The following is a 17,021-nucleotide window of genomic DNA, read 5'->3' on the forward strand; positions in this document are numbered from 1 at the left end:
GCCCGGAAGCAAACCGCCGGGCTTTTTACTGCACACCCTTCAGCACATAGATCAGCGGGCTTTTCGGTAGCGTCCGCATGGAGACGGTGACGCTGTCGTCAGGGGCATAGGCGACGTCGAAATCCTTGCCGAACATCGAGACGAATGCTTCGACCGGCGGGCCGCGCCGGTGCATCGGCAGGATAAGTGAAGAGCGCAGCCGCTTGATGACGCGGCTCATGCTGTCGGCGCCCATGGTCAGACCGCCATCGACAGGAACCATGACGACGTCGAGGCGGCCGATCTCCGTATATTGGACATCTGTCAGTTCGTAGTGCAGGTGGCCGAGATGGCCGATGCACAGACCTGCGATCTCGAAAATGAAGATCGAATTGCCATTCTCATGCGCTCCGCCGAGGCCGTAGCTGAAGCGGATATCCGTGGGGACATTGCGGATATAGGCATCGCCCACGACGAGATTGATGTTGGCCTTCTCGCCCGGAATATCGCTCCAGCCATGCAGTACATGTTTGATGCCTGGATCGGGCGCCAAGGTGAAGTGGGTCGTGTGCGCCTTGTTCATGGTCACGACATCCGGCATCGTCGCCGGCCTGTACCAGCCATTATAGTCTGTCGCGATGACGATGCCGCCAGGGGTGTCGATCTCGAAGGTGGAATGGCCGAGGAAGGTGAATTTGACCTCTTCTCCCTCGGAGACGGCAGGCGTCAGCGGCGCGGCGCCGGAAAAGCTGGCGAAGGTGACCTTGGGGATATTCTTAGCGATTGCCTGGCAGTGGCTGACGGGTGTTCGCTGTTCCTGCGCTCCGGCAGGATCTGCCGCAGCGAAGGCCGTAAGGCACGCGATAGCGAGGACGAGATATTGCGGCTTCATACCGGCCCTCCGGCGCTCTACCACTTTGAAAGTAGCGGCGGGAGGATGCGGCATGAGGTCGCAGCGGTCCAGACGAGGGATGCTCACGATTGCGTGTTGGCGGTGGGTAGAGGCTAGCGCCAGAACTCCGGCACTGTCTCGGCCAGCCGCGGTCCGAGCCTGAGCGGCGCGATCTTTTCGGCCAAGCCCGTGCTGTCGGAAATCTCCACGCCGACGCCGCAGATCGTCGCCGGCCCGCTGGCGGCTTCCATGCGGCCCTTCGGCATCTTGGAGATGAAGCGGTTGAGCGGCTCTTCCTTGTCCATGCCGAGGGAGGAGTCGTAGTCGCCGCACATGCCGGCATCCGACATATAGGCGGTGCCGCCGTTCAGGATCTGCGCGTCGGCCGTCGGCACATGCGTGTGGGTGCCGACGACGAAACTGGCGCGGCCATCAACGAAATGTCCGAAGCACTGCTTCTCGCTGGTCGCTTCCGCATGAAAATCGAAGATGATCGCATCGGCCTGCTCCTTCAGCGGGCAGGCGTCGAGGATCACTTCCGCCGATTTGAACGGATCGTCGAGTTCCGGATGCATGAAGACCCGGCCCATGACATTGGCGACGAGCACGCGCGCGCCGTTCCTGGCATAGAACAGCCCGGAGCCGCGACCGGGCGTGCCTTGCGGATAGTTGGCCGGCCGCAGGAATTGATCGTGGCGCCCAGCAAAAGCCACGGCTTCCTTCTGGTCCCAGACGTGATTGCCCGTCGTCACCACATCGGCGCCGGCATTGATCGTTTCCAGAAAGATGTCCTCGGTGATGCCGAACCCGCCGGCGGCATTCTCGCCGTTGACGATGACGAAATCGAGTTTGAGGTCGGAGATCAGGCCGGGAAGGCGGTCCCAGACCGCCGAGCGTCCCGTCTTGCCGACCATGTCACCCAGAAAAAGCAGCCGCATTCCCTATCCAATCCAAGAGGCAAAAAAGCGAAGGCCGCTTTCTGTCAGGATGGCATCCAGGCTTATGTCATGCGGCTCGTCGGGCACATGTGCCACTTCCTGGCAGTCGAATGCAATGCCGATCAGCTTCGGATGCAGGCCTTTTTGCCTCAGCCGGCTGATGGCGCGGTCATAATGGCCGGCGCCGTAGCCGATGCGGTGGCCGCGGTCATCGAAAGCTGAAAGCGGCACCAGCATGATTTCCGGATCGAGAATAGCGGCATCCGCCGAAGGGCCGACCGTGCCGAAACCGGTATCGACAAGCGGGGCGTCCTCCGCGAGCTCGCGAAAGACGATGGTCTGCCGGTCGAGGATCGCCGGCACGCAGAGCCGCGCACCGCGCACGGCAAAGCGCGCCATCAGCGGCCTGAGATCTGCTTCCGAACGGATCGGCAGGAAGCCGGAGACAATTGTGCCCAGCGCAAAGCCAACCGCCTCGCCGGCATGATCGGCCATCGCAAGGCTTTTGGAGGCGCGGTTCTCAGGAGACATGGCGTCGCGTGCCGACAGTCGTTCGTTGCGCAGCTGCGCTTTCAGGTCTTTCACGGTCATTCCATCCGCCGGATATGGAAAAGGTCGAGCGAGCATAGACGGCTGGGTGTCCGATGCAAATGCCGGATGCGACAGCACTGCGCCCGTTTCACGCCCTGTCGCGGGATGCGGCCGAAGGTCAGACGACGATGCTTGTCGGTATTGTCGTGGTGGCGATGGAGAAGGCTGCCATGTCAGGAACGGCGTTCGCCCCGGCCTGCCGGTTCTGCTGCCGCAGATCGTGCATTGCGTTTTCGAGCAACTGCTTGAGTTCGCGCACGACCGCCTTGAAATCCTCCATGGTTTCTCGATCATCGGCCGAGATGCCCGAGAATTGTGGGGTGTCCTCGGCAACACTCTGATAGGCCTTGCGGGCGTTGGCGGCGTCGTCCGGCTCTTGCGAGCCGGTCTCTTCGTCCGCGGTTTTTTCTGAGGCATCCGCCGGCGCAGCCTCGATCCCACTCGTCGCGGCGGCCGTTGTATCCGTGGTTGTATCCATTGAAGCGACTGCTGCCGGGCTGCCAGTCGCGACGGTCGATGCGAATTCGGAGGCGACGGTGCCGAGCTTGCGCGCGAGTTCAGCGGCCAGACGGGCGACCACCTCGGGCGGCATGTTGGAGCTGCGCAGCATTTCCAATTGCTGCTTCGCCTCTTCGAGCTTGCGTTCTGCCTTCGTCTTGGCTTCGTCCCCGGAATTCGCCAGAGTCTGCCGCATCTGCTGCAGCGTCTGGGTGCTACGTTGTAGTTTCAGCACACTCTGATCGCTCTCGTCTCCGGCAGCAGAGATGACCGTTGCTGAAGACGTGCCGCGCAAGATGTTGGAGGCAGAGGTGGTTGCGACCTGCATGGACAATTCCCGACAGTCCGGGTCCCCGATTGCAATTCGGCGCATTCTGCAACGTCAGACTTGCGTGGACCTGTGTTCCGGGGCCGCCGGCAGCGCCGCGGCGAGCCGTTGCATCGTTTCCTCGAACAGCGGGGCTCCGCCCGGCATCCAGCCGAGCGCGCGGATTTTCGCCGTGCTCATGGGATTGAGCGCCGCCCTGTCGGCGAGTGGCGGCAGCACGTGCCGACAGCCGGTCTCGCGTCGGATGGCTGAAAGGATGTCGCGCGTGTCGACTGATATGTCCGAGACGTTGAAGACCTCGCCGGAGATGCGGGTGCTTTCCGTCTCCAGCATCAGCCGTACCGCACGCCCGAGGTCGTGGCCGTGAACTTCCGTCCCCACACGCGAAACCACCGGCCGGCCGGCGAGGTAATCGGCGATGAGGCCGTCCCACTTGTTCGGCGAGAGATCTCCGTAGACGCCGGTCGCCCTCAGGCTTACGCCGGCAAAACCTGGAGTGGAGAGGTGGGCAAGCGCGCGTTCGGCATCCAGCTTGACCTGGCCGTAGAGCGTTTCCGGCTTGGCCAGCATCGTTTCCGCGAGCTCGGTTCCCTCAGAATGTTCGCCATAGGCGGCGCGGCTGGAGAGGAAGATGCAGCGGCGCGTGCCGGCGCGTTTGGCGGCGTCGAAAAGGCGGACGGTGCCGTCGAGGTTCAACCTGTGGAAACTCTTTGGATCGTCGCCTTCGCCGCCGCGATATTTGCCCGGAACATGGTTGAAGGCGGCGTGGACGAAGAAATAGGCGTCGTCGAAAATGTCGATCTGATCCTTATTGGGATCGAGCGAAAGTGCCGCGAACTCAACCGGGCGGGAGAAGAGACGAGGTGGCGGCGCACGGCGCCCGCCGACGATCACCTGATAACCGGCGCTCAAAAGTTCCTCGACGACATAGCGGCCGACGAGACCCGTTCCGCCGGATACCAGTACCTTCATGCTGCTCCTTCCGGATTGGCCAGCGCCGCGATCTCGGGCGGATCGCCGCCATCGTGGAAACGGTGCCACAAATCGATCAAAGGTTGTAGCCGCGCTGCCTTCGGATGATCCTTTTCCCACGGCTTTTCATATTGGTAGTGCAGGATCGAAACGCTCTTCCAGTCCCAAAGCTCCGGCATGGTGAACCATACATATTGCAGCATGTTGAAATAGACCGGCAGGCCGTGCCAATCCGGGAAGAACGTCTCGAGAAAGGTCTGGTCGGTGCGCCGCCAGAAGGCGCCCGGCCTGTCGAGGCTTTCGAGCATGTGCCGGAATGTGTCATGCGATGGGGTGGCGACGAAGACGCCGGAATTCATGCGGCGGAAGTCGGCAAGGCTTTCATAGACATTGGGCGCGGCTGAGAATTCCGGATAGAGGAAAAGCCTGTCGACGTTCTTCAGCACGAGGGCATCGGCGTCGATGAAGACGCAGCGTTCGTATTCGACGAGCTGCCACAGCCTGAGCTTGCAGAAATTGTCGAGCGGCGAATGGAAGTCCGGCTTGCGGCCCTTGGTGAAGGGGGCGGCGGAATGGAGTTGGCCGCGGGCGTGGCGTTCGTTGAAGGCATCGGAGAGCGGCAGGTGCTCGACCTCGATGAGGCGGCAGCCGAGAGTTTCAAGCGGGGCGAGGGCGGTTGCATCGACGCCGCCGGTGTGGAGGACGACGATGTCGGCGCTGGTATCGGTGCGACGGAGAGAATTCGCCAGGGCGGTGGCGCCCATGGCGTAGTCGGGATTGGTGACGAGGGTGACATAGGCGAGGTTTGAGGTAGAGGTCATCGGCGCCGGCGACTTCCTTGCACGCCCTCATTCCTGTGCTTGTCACAGGAATCCAGCCACGGCCCGTCCGCGCCGTGAATGATTCTCCAGCGCCCAAAGACTTGGGCGCGCTGGATTCCTGTGACAAGCACAGGAATGAGGGAGAGATCGTTGGACTGGTGGCGCCTCAATAGCAAACCATCACTCATGACACTGACTTCAGTCGCTTGCCTTCCGGATCGTGGTTGATCGTCGCGGCGATGTCCTTGGTCCAGGCGGAGACGGCCGGCACGCGCGAGCGGTCGACGCGATAGGCGAATTTCTTCGCCACGTCGACGATCTCGCCGAGAAGGCCTGCTTCCAGCGTGATCGGTTCGAGGCCGAGAATGCGGAATTTCTCGTTCTGAACGATCAGCTCGTTCTCGGCGGCTTCCTTGCGCGGGTTGGGCAGCCAGGCGATGTCGGCGCCGCTTATCCCCGCGATCATCTGGGCAAGGTCGCGCACCCGGTGGGTTTCCGTCATCTGGTTGAAGATTTCGACACGGGCGCCGCGGGCGGGCGGGTTTTTCAGCGCCAGTTCGATGCAGCGCACCGAATCCTGGATATGGATGAAGGCGCGGGTCTGGCCGCCGGTGCCATGTACCGTCAAGGGATAGCCGATCGCCGCCTGGATAAGGAAGCGGTTCAGCACCGTGCCGTAATCGCCGTCGTAATCGAAGCGGTTGATCAACTGCGCATGGCGGCGCGTCTGCTCGGTATGCGTGCCCCAGACGATGCCCTGGTGCAAGTCGGTGATCCTCAACCCGTCATTCTTGGCGTAGAACTGGAAGAGAAGCTGATCCAGGCACTTGGTCATGTGGTAGATCGAGCCGGGATTGGAGGGATAGAGGATCTCCTGGCTGACCGTCTCGCCGGCCGCGGTTTCGATGCCGACCGGCAGGTAGCCTTCGGGGATTGCTGCGCCCACCGTCGAATAGCCGTAGACGCCCATGGTGCCGAGGTGGATGAGATGGGCGTCGAGATTGAGCTCGGTCAGCGCATTTAAGAGGTTGTGGGTGGCGCTGACGTTGTTATTAACAGTGTAATTCTTGTGGCGGTCGCTTTTCATGGAATAGGGCGCGGCCCGCTGCTCGGCGAAATGGATGACAGCATCCGGGCGGTGTTCGGAAAGCCAGTTCTTCAGTAGTTCATAGTCCTTGGCGAGATCGATCAGGTTGAAGTGGATGCGGCGCCCGGTTTCGGCATGCCAGATGCGGGTGCGCTCCTGGATCGAATCCATCGGTGTCAGCGACTGAACGCCAAGTTCCGTGTCGATCCAGCGGCGTGAGAGATTGTCGAGGATATGAACGTCATGCCCGGCATCGGAGAGGTGCAGCGACGTTGGCCAGCCAATGAAACCGTCTCCGCCCATAACCGCAATCTTCATCACATCGTCTCCTGATCTGTCGCTCAATATCGGGAATAGTTAGGAATTATGACAATCATTCAATGCCTACCGGCGGGGCATTCAATGCCTGCCTACCGGTCATTCAGTGCTTGCCTGTCGGGAAGCGTTGCGCCAAAGAGGGCACCGCAGTTTGGAGAAAATTATGACGGAGCGCCCATTTTCCATTTCGGGGGAGCTGACCGAGGCCGGACACCGCCTCGTGCAACGGGTCTATTATGAAGATACCGACTTCTCCGGTCTGGTCTACCACGCCCGCTACCTGCATTTCCTCGAGCGCGGCCGCACCGATTATCTGCGTTGCCTCGGCGTGGAGCAGCGCGAACTCGTCAGCGCCGACGAGGAGGGCCTCGTCTTCGTCGTCCACCGCATGGAGATCGACTTCAAGAGCCCGGCGCGCATGGACGACGTGCTGACCATCCTGACCCACACGGAAAAAGCCGGCGGTGCCAAGATGGTGCTCAATCAGCAGATCCGCTCGGGCGAAACGCTGCTGATATCAGCCAAGGTGATCATCGCCGTCATCAACGCCAAGGGGCGGCCGCGGCGGCTGCCGGAAACGCTGGCGGCGAAATTCCTGGAAGGCAGCACGCCGCTATAGGCGCGAATCGCGCGGAATTCAGGCTTGTCAAAACTTGAGCTTTATGTGAAGGAATTCCCGCGCTGCAGGATGAGCGCTCTTTCGGCAGCCGGATCTTACTCCGGTCAAGTAAACCATGGAACGAAATCTTCCAAACACAGGCTTACTGTCACAGTCAGGCACTAACGATCTATTAACCATAATAGTGTCTTACTGGGAAAGTCGGAGTTTGTGCGGTGCACGCCTTCCTTTGACCAAATTTGACGGCAAGAAGGCGGAAGATGAGCTTGGAAGTTTGACCAGGGCTTTGGGCGGCGGCCGCCGGACACTTCTTGCGAGATCACTTTGTGCCGCCCGGTCCAGCACCGGGCGTTTGGATTCGGGGATTTTGGATCAATGGAACAAGTAGGATTGGCAGCAGCAACGACGGACGTCAGCCTCTGGTCGCTTTTCATGCAGGCCGGTATCGTCGTCAAGCTCGTCATGCTCGGGCTTATCGCCGCTTCGGTGTGGACCTGGGCGATCGTCATCGACAAATACCTGGCCTATGGCCGCGCACGGCGCCAGTTCGACAAGTTCGAGCAGGTGTTCTGGTCGGGCCAGTCGCTGGAAGAACTCTATCGCTCGCTGTCGGAACGCAACAATACGGGGCTGGCGGCGATTTTCGTGGCCGCGATGCGCGAGTGGAAGAAATCCTTCGAGCGCGGCGCCCGTTCGCCGATCGGCCTGCAGATGCGTATCGACCGGGCGATGGACGTGACGCTTTCACGCGAATCGGAATTTCTCGGCGCTCGCCTCGGATCGCTGGCGACGATCGGTTCGGCCGGTCCGTTCATCGGCCTCTTCGGCACGGTCGTCGGCATCATGACCTCGTTCCAGGCGATCGCTGGTTCGAAGTCGACCAATCTTGCGGTCGTTGCGCCCGGTATCGCCGAAGCGCTGCTTGCAACCGCCATCGGCCTCGTTGCCGCTATTCCGGCGGTTATCGCCTACAACAAGTTCTCTGCCGATGCCGGCAAGCTCTCGGGCCGCATGGAAGGTTTCGCGGATGAATTCTCCGCCATACTTTCGCGCCAGATCGACGAGAAGCTGCAGCCGCGCGCTGCAGCTCAGTAACCAGCGGAGTATACTGACATGGGTATGGCTGTTGGAGGCAATGGCGGCGGGGGCGGCGGACGCCGCCGTCGCGGCGGTCGGAACAGGGCCGTGATTTCCGAAATCAACGTGACGCCGCTCGTCGACGTCATGCTGGTGCTTTTGATCATCTTTATGGTCGCGGCACCGATGATGACCGTCGGCGTGCCGATCGACCTGCCGGAAACGCAGGCCAAGGCGCTGAATTCCGAGACGCAGCCGATCACCATCTCCGTCAAGAACGACGGCGAAGTGTTCCTGCAGGAAACGCCGATCCCGGCCGCCGAGATTGCCGCCAAGCTCGAGGCGATCGCCACCACAGGCTATAACGAACGGATCTTCGTGCGTGGTGACGCGACAGCGCCTTATGGCGTCATCGCCGACGTCATGGCCCGTATTCAGGGCGCAGGCTTCAAGAATATCGGCCTCGTGACGCAGCAGAAGAAGGACCAATAGCGTTCAAGATGAAGACCAGCGTCGTCACATCTGCTGTTCTGCACTGCCTGGTGCTTACCTGGGCGATGGTGTCGCTTAGCGCCCCGGAATCCTTCAAGGTGGAGGATTTCGAGGCGATGCCGGTCGATCTCGTGCCGGTGGAATCCATTACCCAGATGCAGCAGGGCGACAAGAAGGCTCCGAAGAAGGAGACGTCTGCGCCGGTACCGACGACACGTCCGCCGATCGCACAGCCGGCCGAGAATGCCGGCGACAACAATGTCGACCTGAAGACGCCGCCGGTGCCGAACGCCAAGCCGAGCAACAGCGAGGCCGCCGCGGCGAATTCGAGCGAAAAGCCGATGCCGAAGACCGATCCGAAGCCGAACGACGTCAAGGACATCGTCAAGGAGGAAACGGAAGTCGAGCAGCCGAAGGAGGTCGCTTCCATACCGCCGCCGAAGCCCGTCGAAGTGACGCCGCCGAAGCCGGAGGAAAAGCCGCCGGAAGAGCAGGCCAAGCCTGAGGAACCGCCGAAGCCGGAGGCCGAGGCACTGCCGGACAATGTGCCGACCCCCGTCGCCAAGCCGCAGGTGAAGCCGCCGGAACCGCAGAAGCCCGCCGAAAAGCCGCCGGAAAAGACCCCCGACCAGCCGAAGACCGCCGACATGCCGACCGACAAGAAGAAGGCGGACAAGAAGCAGGAAACGGCGAAATCCGCCTCGTCGATGAAGAGCGACTTCAATGCCGACGAGATTTCGATCTTGCTGAACAAGACCGATCCTTCCGCCGGTGGCGCCAAGCGCTCGACGCAGGAAGCGTCGCTTGGTGCGAAGAAGAGCAATGGTGGTTCCAAACTCAGCCAGAGCGAAGAAGATGCGGTGCGCGGCTTGATCGAGGGCAATTGGCTTGTCACGCCTGGGATGGAAGGCCTTTCCGGCATGGTCATCAAAGTGCATATGAAACTCGACAAGGATGGCAATATTATTGGTCAGCCAGAAGTCGAGTCATCGGGCGGCAGTAGCAGCGATGCCACACGCCGTGCGTTGGAAGGCGGGGCCTATAGAGCTGTCATGAAGTCCGCCCCCTTCTCGATGCTTCCGAAGGACAAGTATGAGGCTTGGAATGAGTTCGACCTGAATTTCGATCCGAGTTCTATGGGAATCTAGATGCTGACGGATCTGTCCCATGGCAACAAGCCTTTTGCAGCCGCTATCATGCTTGGAGCGATTCTGGCTTGTGCGCCTGAGGCGTTGGCACAGTCGGTGGACGCGGCGACCTCCAAGAAGTCAGCCTTGGATTTACAGCACGCAATTGCTTCCTCCTTCAATGTTCCTCCCGGGCAGGCGAGGGGCGGCAGAGTTGTGATCACCGTCCATCTGCGGCTCGACAAGAATGGGGCGATCGTTGGTTCACCCGAGGCAATAGCCTCGGGCGGCAACGAAGCTGCTCGAAAAAGCCTGTCGGCTCCGGCTCTCCGGGCGGTGAAGCGCTCATTGCCATTCCCGATGCTCCCGAAAGAAAAATACGAATCCTGGAACGAAGTCGTCCTGCGCTTTGAATCCGGCGATCCGACTCCATAGATGCTGAAAGGCTGTTTGGTATGACAAAGTGTTCCTTTTTCGCGCCATTTTGGTTGCAGTCGGTCTGATAACCACTGCCGTCTTTGCAACGCCGGCCAACGCGCTGGTTACCCTCGACATCCGAAAAGGCAATGTCCAGCCGATGCCGATTGCGGTGACCGACTTCCAGGGTGATTTGGGCGCGCAGGTCTCGCAAGTCATCGCCGCAGACCTGCAGCGGTCCGGTCTCTTCGCACCGATCAACAAAACCGCCTTCATCGAAAAGATTTCCAATCCTGATGCCGCGCCGCGCTTCGAAGACTGGAAGGTCATCAATGCGCAGGCACTGGTTACCGGCCGGGTTACCAAGGAAGCGGATGGCCGTCTTCGCGCCGAATTCCGGCTCTGGGACCCGTTCGCCGGGCAGCAGATGACCGGTCAGCAATTCTATACGCAGCCGGAGAACTGGCGCCGGGTGGCTCACATCATCGCCGATGCGATCTACAAGCAGATCACCGGCGAAGAGGGTTATTTCGACACCCGCGTCGTCTTCGTCTCCGAATCCGGCACCAAGCAGCAGCGCAAGCGCCAGCTGGCGATCATGGATCAGGATGGCTTCAACGTGCGTATGCTGACGGATGGCAGCGATCTCGTGCTGACGCCGCGCTTCTCGCCGAGCCGGCAGGAAGTCACCTATATGTCCTTTGCCAACCAGCAGCCGCGGGTCTATCTGCTGCAGCTCGAAACCGGGCAACGTGAAGTCGTCGGCAATTTTCCCGGCATGACCTTCTCGCCGCGCTTTTCGCCCGATGGTCAGAAGGTGATCATGAGCCTGCAGCAGGAAGGCAACTCCAACATCTATACGATGGATCTGCGCTCGCGCACGACGACGCGCCTGACCTCGACGGCTGCGATCGACACTTCGCCTTCCTATTCGCCCGACGGTGCCCGCGTCAGCTTCGAGAGCGACCGGGGCGGCAAGCCGCAGATTTACGTGATGAACGCCGACGGTTCGGGCCAGACCCGTATCTCCTTCGGCGACGGCTCCTATTCGACGCCGGTCTGGTCGCCGCGCGGTGATCTCATCGCCTTCACCAAGCAGGCCGGCGGCAAGTTCTCGATCGGCGTGATGAAACCGGATGGTTCTGGCGAACGCATCCTGACGACCGGCTTCCACAACGAGGGCCCGACCTGGGCGCCGAACGGCCGCGTGCTGATGTTCTTCCGCCAGGCGGCAGGCGCTGGCGGGCCGCAGCTCTATTCGATCGATCTGACCGGCTATAATGAACAACTCGTCAAAACGCCGAGCTACGGTTCCGACCCGGCTTGGTCGCCGCTTCTGGAGTAGCAGGCGCGGGAATGCCTTCATGTCGCCTCAGAATCATGGGAACCCGGCGACTACGGGACAAATCAATAAATTGTTAACCATAATCTTTGAGGGGCGGTTAACCGAGTGCGGTTACTGTCCGGAAACCCTGATGAACCCGCAAGGAGACCGGCCATGAGCCGAATTCATACCCCGGCAATGAGCCGCATGCAGAATTTCGCCCGCAACCCCGTCATGATCGCGCTTGTCGCCGGTCTCGCTCTTGCGAGCTGCGCCAAGAAGAACGGCGGCATGCCGAATAACGCTGGCGATATCGGCCTCGGCGCCGGTGCCGCAACGCCGGGCTCTGCCCAGGACTTCACGGTCAATGTCGGCGATCGCATCTTCTTCGACACCGACTCCTCGTCGATCCGCGCCGATGCTTCGCAGACGCTCGACCGCCAGGCCCAGTGGCTCGCCCGCTACCCGAATTATCAGATCACCGTCGAAGGCCATGCCGACGAACGCGGCACGCGTGAATACAACCTCGCGCTCGGCGCCCGCCGTGCGGCTGCCGCCAAGGATTATCTCGCTTCGCGCGGCGTTCCGGCGCAGCGCCTGAAGACGATTTCCTACGGCAAGGAACGTCCGGTTGCCGTCTGCGACGATATTTCCTGCTGGTCGCAGAACCGCCGCGCGGTCACGGTTCTCGGCGGCGCCGGCATGTAATCTGCCGATTTCGGTCACTTTCGGAAGGCGGTCCTCTCGGGGACCGCCTTTCTTTTTGACCACACTTTGGCCAGACTCCGTTGCTTTTTGACAGCAATTGGAAAAATCTCCTGTTCGTGCCATCGAGGTGCGAAGAATCACTGGGACAGGACGATACATATGAAGAAACTTGTCGTGGCAGGCATGCTGTGCCTCGCGGCTGTGACCGGGAGCGAACGGGCGGCCTATTCCGCCTCGTTCTTTGGGCTGCATCTCGGCGGCCGGTCCGCGGAAAACCAAGCGGCGCCGCCTGTTGTCAAGGTGCAGAGCGGCGATGCCGAGATGCGCGTGCAGCAGCTCGAAGAGCAGCTTCGGCAGCTGAATGGCCGGATCGAGGAGATGAGCTTCCAGCTGCTGCAGATGCAGGAAACGATCCGCAAGCAGCAGGAAGACAATGAATTCCGCTTCCAACAGTTGGAAAAGACGGGTGCCAGCGGCGGCGGTGCCAAAGCTCCTGTGAAAAAGAGCGAGACCGATACCGCTCCCGCAGCGTCCGGCAGCGATGACGTTGCCAGGGTGATCCAAGCACCGCAGGGAGCCGAGACGGCTCCCTCCACCAACGTGCCCAGCAATACTGGCCTCGGCCAGCCGCCGAAGGAGCTCGGCTCGATCGATTTCGATCAGAACGGCAATCCGGTCGGCGGAACCGTTGATGCAAATGCGGGCGTGGGCTCCGGCCCGATACCCGATGCCAATCCCGGAGCGCCGCAGCAGACTGCCTCGCTCGGCGGTGAGGCGGACCAGTACAAGGCGGCCTATGGACATGTCTTGTCCGGCGATTACAGCACCGCCGAACAGGAATTCACCCAATACATTACCCGCTACCCGAGCAGCGCGCGGGCGGCGGACGCTAATTTCTGGCTCGGCGAAGCGCTCTATTCGCAGGGCAAGTACAATGAGGCGGCCAAGACATTCCTCAATGCGCACCAGAAATACGGCACATCCGAAAAGGCGCCCGAGATGCTGTTGAAACTCGGCATGTCGCTGGCCGCCCTCGACAATACCGAGACGGCCTGCGCGACGTTGCGCGAAGTCTCGAAGCGTTATCCGAAGGCTTCGCGTGCCGTCATAAGCAAGGTTGCGAGCGAACAGAAGCGCCTCGCCTGTTAAGGTCTTCCGGCATGTCTCCGGAAGCCCGATCGCCGCGAGAGGCGATCCTCCAGTTTCTCACGTCGCTTCAAAGCCCCGCACGTATTCTCGTCGCCATATCAGGCGGCAGCGATTCCACCGGCCTGCTTCTCCTTCTCGATGAAGCCGTGAAGGCCGCGCCCCATTTCAAAATTTCCCTATGCGCTGCGACCGTCGACCATGCGTTGCGCGCCGGCTCCGCAGACGAGGCGCGAGAAGTCGCATCCCTCTGCGCGTCGCTAGGCATTGCCCACACCAGCATGACCTGGCAGGGCGACAAGCCGAAAACCGGCATCATGGCCGCGGCCCGCGAGGCGCGTTACGGCTTGCTCGCCGAAGCGGCGGAAGCGTTTGGCGCCGATCTCATCGTCACCGGACACACATTCGACGACCAGCGCGAAACACTTGCCATGCGCGGCGTGCGAACGGAGCAGGTTTCATCAGGCATTGCCGACGCGGTGCTCTTCGATCGGCGTTTCTGGATCTTGCGGCCGCTTCTCTTTTCCAGCCGGGCGGACATCCGCGCTTTCCTCAACGAGCGGGGCGTGAAGTGGATCGACGATCCGAGCAATGAAGATGTGAAGCACGAGCGTGTGCGGGTGCGCCGGCAGCTTTTGGCCGATGCCGGTGCCGAGGCGAATGTCAGTGCCGTCTGGGACGAGCGACTGGCTGTTTCGGCCAAGGGAGCCGAATGGCTGGATCACCATTTCAAGCTTCACGGCGGCCTGCTCGGGCAGGTGGTGCCTGACGGATTGCGGCAGGATCGCGCCGTTCTCGACTATGTGCTCGGTCGTCTCACGGCCATTTTCGGTGGGCAACCGTTTGCGCCGGGGAGGGCGCAGATTGAGCGCCTTCTCTCATTTGCCGCCGGCGGGGAGCCGGGGCGGATGACGGTCGGCCGGGTGGTCTTCGATCTCAGACGGGACGGGCTTTACCTCACGCGCGAAAGCCGCGGGATCTTGCCGCTGGTCTTGCAGCCCGGGGAGGCGGGCGTGTGGGATGGGAGGTTTGTGGCGCGCAATGGGTCGGCGGCTCCGATTATAATAGAAACCACCGCTACACACTCCCCCTCATTCCTGTGCTTGTCACAGGAATCCAGTGCGAACAAGTCCTTGGCCGCGAAAGACAGTTTGCACTTTATGGGGTCAATCACCGCGCGGACGCGCGGTAGCTGGATTCCTGTGACAAGCACAGGAATAAGGGAGCATCATATCGGGCACCTTCCCAAGGCCGCATGGAAGCGTGCAATCGCCTCGGCGCCGGCCATATCGGCGCAAGAGGTCCCTCTATCTGCGGAAACCGCCGAAGCGATCCACCTCACGCCCTATTTCGCACCCTTCGACCGCTTTTTGACACGATTTGATTTCATCTTTGCCAACAGGCTTTCGGCGGTTTTCGCGACGGCGCCCTATGCGAGGCCGCCTTTAAGAAGTATTGACGGAAAAACCATCTGACCTGGGGTGTCGCCTTGGCAATCGCACGGCGCAACCCTATGTTAGAAACGAATAAGACGGTCGCCATGAGGCGGCTGTTCCAGTGCTGGGGAGTTCAATGAACCCTAACTTACGTAATTTCGCCTTGTGGGCGATCATAGCGCTTCTGCTGATCGCCCTATTCAGTATGTTCCAGACGGCGCCGGCGCAGACGGGCTCCCGCGAAATCCCTTATTCGCAGTTCCTGCGTGAGGTCGATGCGGGCCGCGTGAAGGACGTCGTGGTCACCGGCAACCGGCTGAGCGGAACATATCTGGAGAATAACAATAATTTCCAGACCTATTCGCCCGTTATCGACGACAGCTTGCTCGATCGCCTGCAGGCCAAAAACGTTGCTGTCACTGCGCGTCCGGAGACCGATGGTTCCTCCGGCTTTCTGAGCTACCTCGGAACGCTGCTGCCGATGCTGCTCATCCTCGGCGTATGGCTGTTCTTCATGCGGCAGATGCAGGGCGGCTCGCGTGGCGCGATGGGCTTCGGCAAGTCGAAGGCCAAGCTGCTGACAGAAGCACATGGCCGTGTCACCTTCGAAGACGTCGCCGGTGTCGACGAGGCCAAGCAGGATCTCGAAGAAATCGTCGAATTCCTGCGGGATCCGCAGAAGTTCCAGCGTCTCGGTGGCAAGATCCCGCGCGGCGTGCTGCTCGTCGGCCCTCCGGGCACCGGTAAGACGCTGCTCGCCCGCTCGGTCGCCGGCGAAGCCAACGTGCCCTTCTTTACCATTTCCGGTTCCGACTTCGTCGAAATGTTTGTCGGCGTCGGCGCTAGCCGTGTGCGCGATATGTTCGAGCAGGCGAAGAAGAATGCGCCCTGCATCATCTTCATCGACGAAATCGATGCCGTCGGCCGCCATCGCGGCGCCGGTCTCGGCGGCGGCAACGACGAACGCGAGCAGACGCTGAACCAGCTGTTGGTCGAGATGGATGGATTCGAGGCGAATGAAGGCGTGATCCTGATTGCCGCCACCAACCGCCCCGACGTGCTCGACCCGGCGCTTCTGCGTCCGGGCCGTTTCGACCGTCAGGTCGTGGTTCCGAACCCGGATATCGTCGGCCGCGAGCGCATCCTTAAGGTGCATGCCCGCAACGTTCCGCTGGCGCCGAATGTCGATCTCAAGGTTCTCGCCCGCGGCACGCCCGGTTTCTCCGGCGCCGATCTGATGAACCTCGTCAACGAAGCCGCCCTGATGGCGGCCCGCCGCAACAAGCGCGTCGTCACCATGCAGGAATTCGAAGACGCCAAGGACAAGATCATGATGGGCGCCGAGCGCCGATCCTCGGCCATGACCGAGGCGGAAAAGAAGCTCACTGCTTACCATGAGGCCGGCCACGCCATCACCGCGCTCAATGTCGCCGTCGCCGATCCTTTGCACAAGGCGACGATCATTCCGCGCGGCCGTGCGCTCGGCATGGTCATGCAGCTTCCCGAGGGCGACCGCTACTCGATGAGCTACAAGTGGATGGTGTCGCGCCTCTGCATCATGATGGGCGGCCGTGTCGCCGAAGAACTTACCTTCGGTAAGGAGAACATCACCTCGGGTGCCTCTTCCGACATCGAGCAGGCCACCAAGCTTGCCCGCGCCATGGTCACGCAATGGGGCTTCTCCGACCAGCTCGGTCAAGTCGCCTATGGCGAGAACCAGCAGGAGGTCTTCCTCGGCCACTCGGTTTCGCAATCGAAGAATGTTTCGGAAGCAACCGCGCAGAAGATCGACAATGAAGTGCGCCGCCTGATCGACGAAGCCTATACGCAGGCCCGCACGATCCTGACGGATAAGCACGACGAATTCGTCGCTCTTGCCGAAGGTCTGCTCGAATACGAGACGCTGACCGGTGAAGAGATCAAGGCGCTGATTCGCGGCGAGAAGCCGTCGCGCGATCTCGGCGATGATTCACCGCCAAGCCGCGGCTCGGCGGTTCCAAAAGCCGGCGCACGGCCTGCCGCCAAGGGTGATGAGCCCGAAGCCGGCCTTGAACCGCAGCCGCATTGAGCGGCTTGCACGATTGTGAACAAGGCCGGATTTCCCCAGCGGGGAGATCCGGCCTTTTCTATTTGGTAACGGGATATAATCATTTTCTTGCTAATTTACGTGCCGATCGCCGCATTTTGTGGCATTCCGCTGAATTGAGGCAAGCGTGAATCACGCTCCTGGATTGACGACATTCCATGGAAG

17 protein-coding genes are annotated in these 17,021 nt (G+C 61.1%); 10 read left to right on the forward strand and 7 right to left on the reverse strand.

The window, feature by feature from the left end:
- Positions 1-25 precede the first annotated feature (25 nt).
- The 7 genes from MF410_RS23025 to MF410_RS23055 all read right to left on the reverse strand — a co-directional run bounded on the left by MF410_RS23025 (position 26) and on the right by MF410_RS23055 (position 6,424).
- On the reverse strand, positions 26-871 hold the full coding sequence (locus MF410_RS23025; RefSeq protein WP_097629237.1) for an MBL fold metallo-hydrolase: 846 nt from the start codon (positions 869-871) through the stop codon (positions 26-28).
- 113 nt (positions 872-984) lie between these two features.
- Complete coding sequence (locus MF410_RS23030) at positions 985-1,809, reverse strand: TIGR00282 family metallophosphoesterase (protein ID WP_097629238.1); 825 nt, start codon at positions 1,807-1,809, stop codon at positions 985-987.
- Positions 1,810-1,812: 3 nt separating this feature from the next.
- On the reverse strand, positions 1,813-2,400 hold the full coding sequence (locus tag MF410_RS23035; protein ID WP_097629239.1) for a 5-formyltetrahydrofolate cyclo-ligase: 588 nt from the start codon (positions 2,398-2,400) through the stop codon (positions 1,813-1,815).
- Between the two features lie 118 nt (positions 2,401-2,518).
- Complete coding sequence (locus MF410_RS23040) at positions 2,519-3,226, reverse strand: hypothetical protein (RefSeq protein ID WP_097629240.1); 708 nt, start codon at positions 3,224-3,226, stop codon at positions 2,519-2,521.
- Positions 3,227-3,280: 54 nt separating this feature from the next.
- Positions 3,281-4,198, reverse strand: coding sequence for an NAD(P)-dependent oxidoreductase (locus tag MF410_RS23045; protein WP_097629241.1), 918 nt, complete (start codon positions 4,196-4,198; stop codon positions 3,281-3,283).
- Complete coding sequence (locus MF410_RS23050) at positions 4,195-5,019, reverse strand: glycosyltransferase (protein WP_097629242.1); 825 nt, start codon at positions 5,017-5,019, stop codon at positions 4,195-4,197. Before MF410_RS23050 ends, MF410_RS23045 begins: the two co-directional genes overlap by 4 nt.
- 184 nt (positions 5,020-5,203) lie before the next feature.
- Positions 5,204-6,424 (reverse strand): NAD-dependent epimerase/dehydratase family protein, encoded by a 1,221-nt coding sequence (locus tag MF410_RS23055; RefSeq protein ID WP_097629243.1) that lies wholly within the window; start codon positions 6,422-6,424, stop codon positions 5,204-5,206.
- 163 nt (positions 6,425-6,587) lie between these two features.
- Between MF410_RS23055 and ybgC the strand changes: the two genes are divergently transcribed.
- The 10 genes from ybgC to ftsH all read left to right on the forward strand — a co-directional run bounded on the left by ybgC (position 6,588) and on the right by ftsH (position 16,838).
- Entirely contained in the window at positions 6,588-7,043 is a 456-nt protein-coding gene (gene ybgC / locus MF410_RS23060) for a tol-pal system-associated acyl-CoA thioesterase (protein ID WP_097629244.1), read from the forward strand.
- A 375-nt stretch (positions 7,044-7,418) separates the two neighbouring features.
- Positions 7,419-8,138 carry a protein TolQ gene (tolQ, locus tag MF410_RS23065; RefSeq protein ID WP_003582115.1) on the forward strand — a complete coding sequence of 240 codons (720 nt, stop codon included), beginning with the start codon at positions 7,419-7,421 and terminating at the stop codon, positions 8,136-8,138.
- A gap of 18 nt (positions 8,139-8,156) precedes the next feature.
- A complete protein-coding gene (gene tolR, locus MF410_RS23070; protein WP_003542730.1) occupies positions 8,157-8,612 on the forward strand; it encodes a protein TolR in 456 nt (151 codons plus the stop codon).
- 8 nt (positions 8,613-8,620) lie between these two features.
- Positions 8,621-9,760: a hypothetical protein gene (locus MF410_RS23075; RefSeq protein ID WP_097629245.1), complete on the forward strand. Its 1,140-nt coding sequence runs from the start codon at positions 8,621-8,623 to the stop codon at positions 9,758-9,760.
- On the forward strand, positions 9,761-10,174 hold the full coding sequence (locus MF410_RS23080) for a TonB C-terminal domain-containing protein (RefSeq protein WP_097629246.1): 414 nt from the start codon (positions 9,761-9,763) through the stop codon (positions 10,172-10,174). It abuts the gene before it with no gap.
- A gap of 28 nt (positions 10,175-10,202) precedes the next feature.
- A complete protein-coding gene (tolB, locus tag MF410_RS23085) occupies positions 10,203-11,501 on the forward strand; it encodes a Tol-Pal system beta propeller repeat protein TolB (RefSeq protein WP_239620081.1) in 1,299 nt (432 codons plus the stop codon).
- 153 nt (positions 11,502-11,654) lie between these two features.
- Positions 11,655-12,188 carry a peptidoglycan-associated lipoprotein Pal gene (pal, locus tag MF410_RS23090; protein WP_097629248.1) on the forward strand — a complete coding sequence of 178 codons (534 nt, stop codon included), beginning with the start codon at positions 11,655-11,657 and terminating at the stop codon, positions 12,186-12,188.
- 159 nt (positions 12,189-12,347) lie between these two features.
- On the forward strand, positions 12,348-13,337 hold the full coding sequence (gene ybgF / locus MF410_RS23095; RefSeq protein WP_097629249.1) for a tol-pal system protein YbgF: 990 nt from the start codon (positions 12,348-12,350) through the stop codon (positions 13,335-13,337).
- An 11-nt stretch (positions 13,338-13,348) separates the two neighbouring features.
- Positions 13,349-14,809 carry a tRNA lysidine(34) synthetase TilS gene (gene tilS, locus MF410_RS23100; protein ID WP_097629250.1) on the forward strand — a complete coding sequence of 487 codons (1,461 nt, stop codon included), beginning with the start codon at positions 13,349-13,351 and terminating at the stop codon, positions 14,807-14,809.
- Positions 14,810-14,906: 97 nt separating this feature from the next.
- Positions 14,907-16,838: an ATP-dependent zinc metalloprotease FtsH gene (ftsH, locus tag MF410_RS23105; protein ID WP_003590353.1), complete on the forward strand. Its 1,932-nt coding sequence runs from the start codon at positions 14,907-14,909 to the stop codon at positions 16,836-16,838.
- The last annotated feature ends 183 nt before the right edge of the window (positions 16,839-17,021 follow it).

The sequence above is a fragment of the Rhizobium sp. C104 genome (assembly GCF_022354505.1).
Taxonomy (GTDB): Bacteria; Pseudomonadota; Alphaproteobacteria; order Rhizobiales; family Rhizobiaceae; genus Rhizobium; species Rhizobium redzepovicii.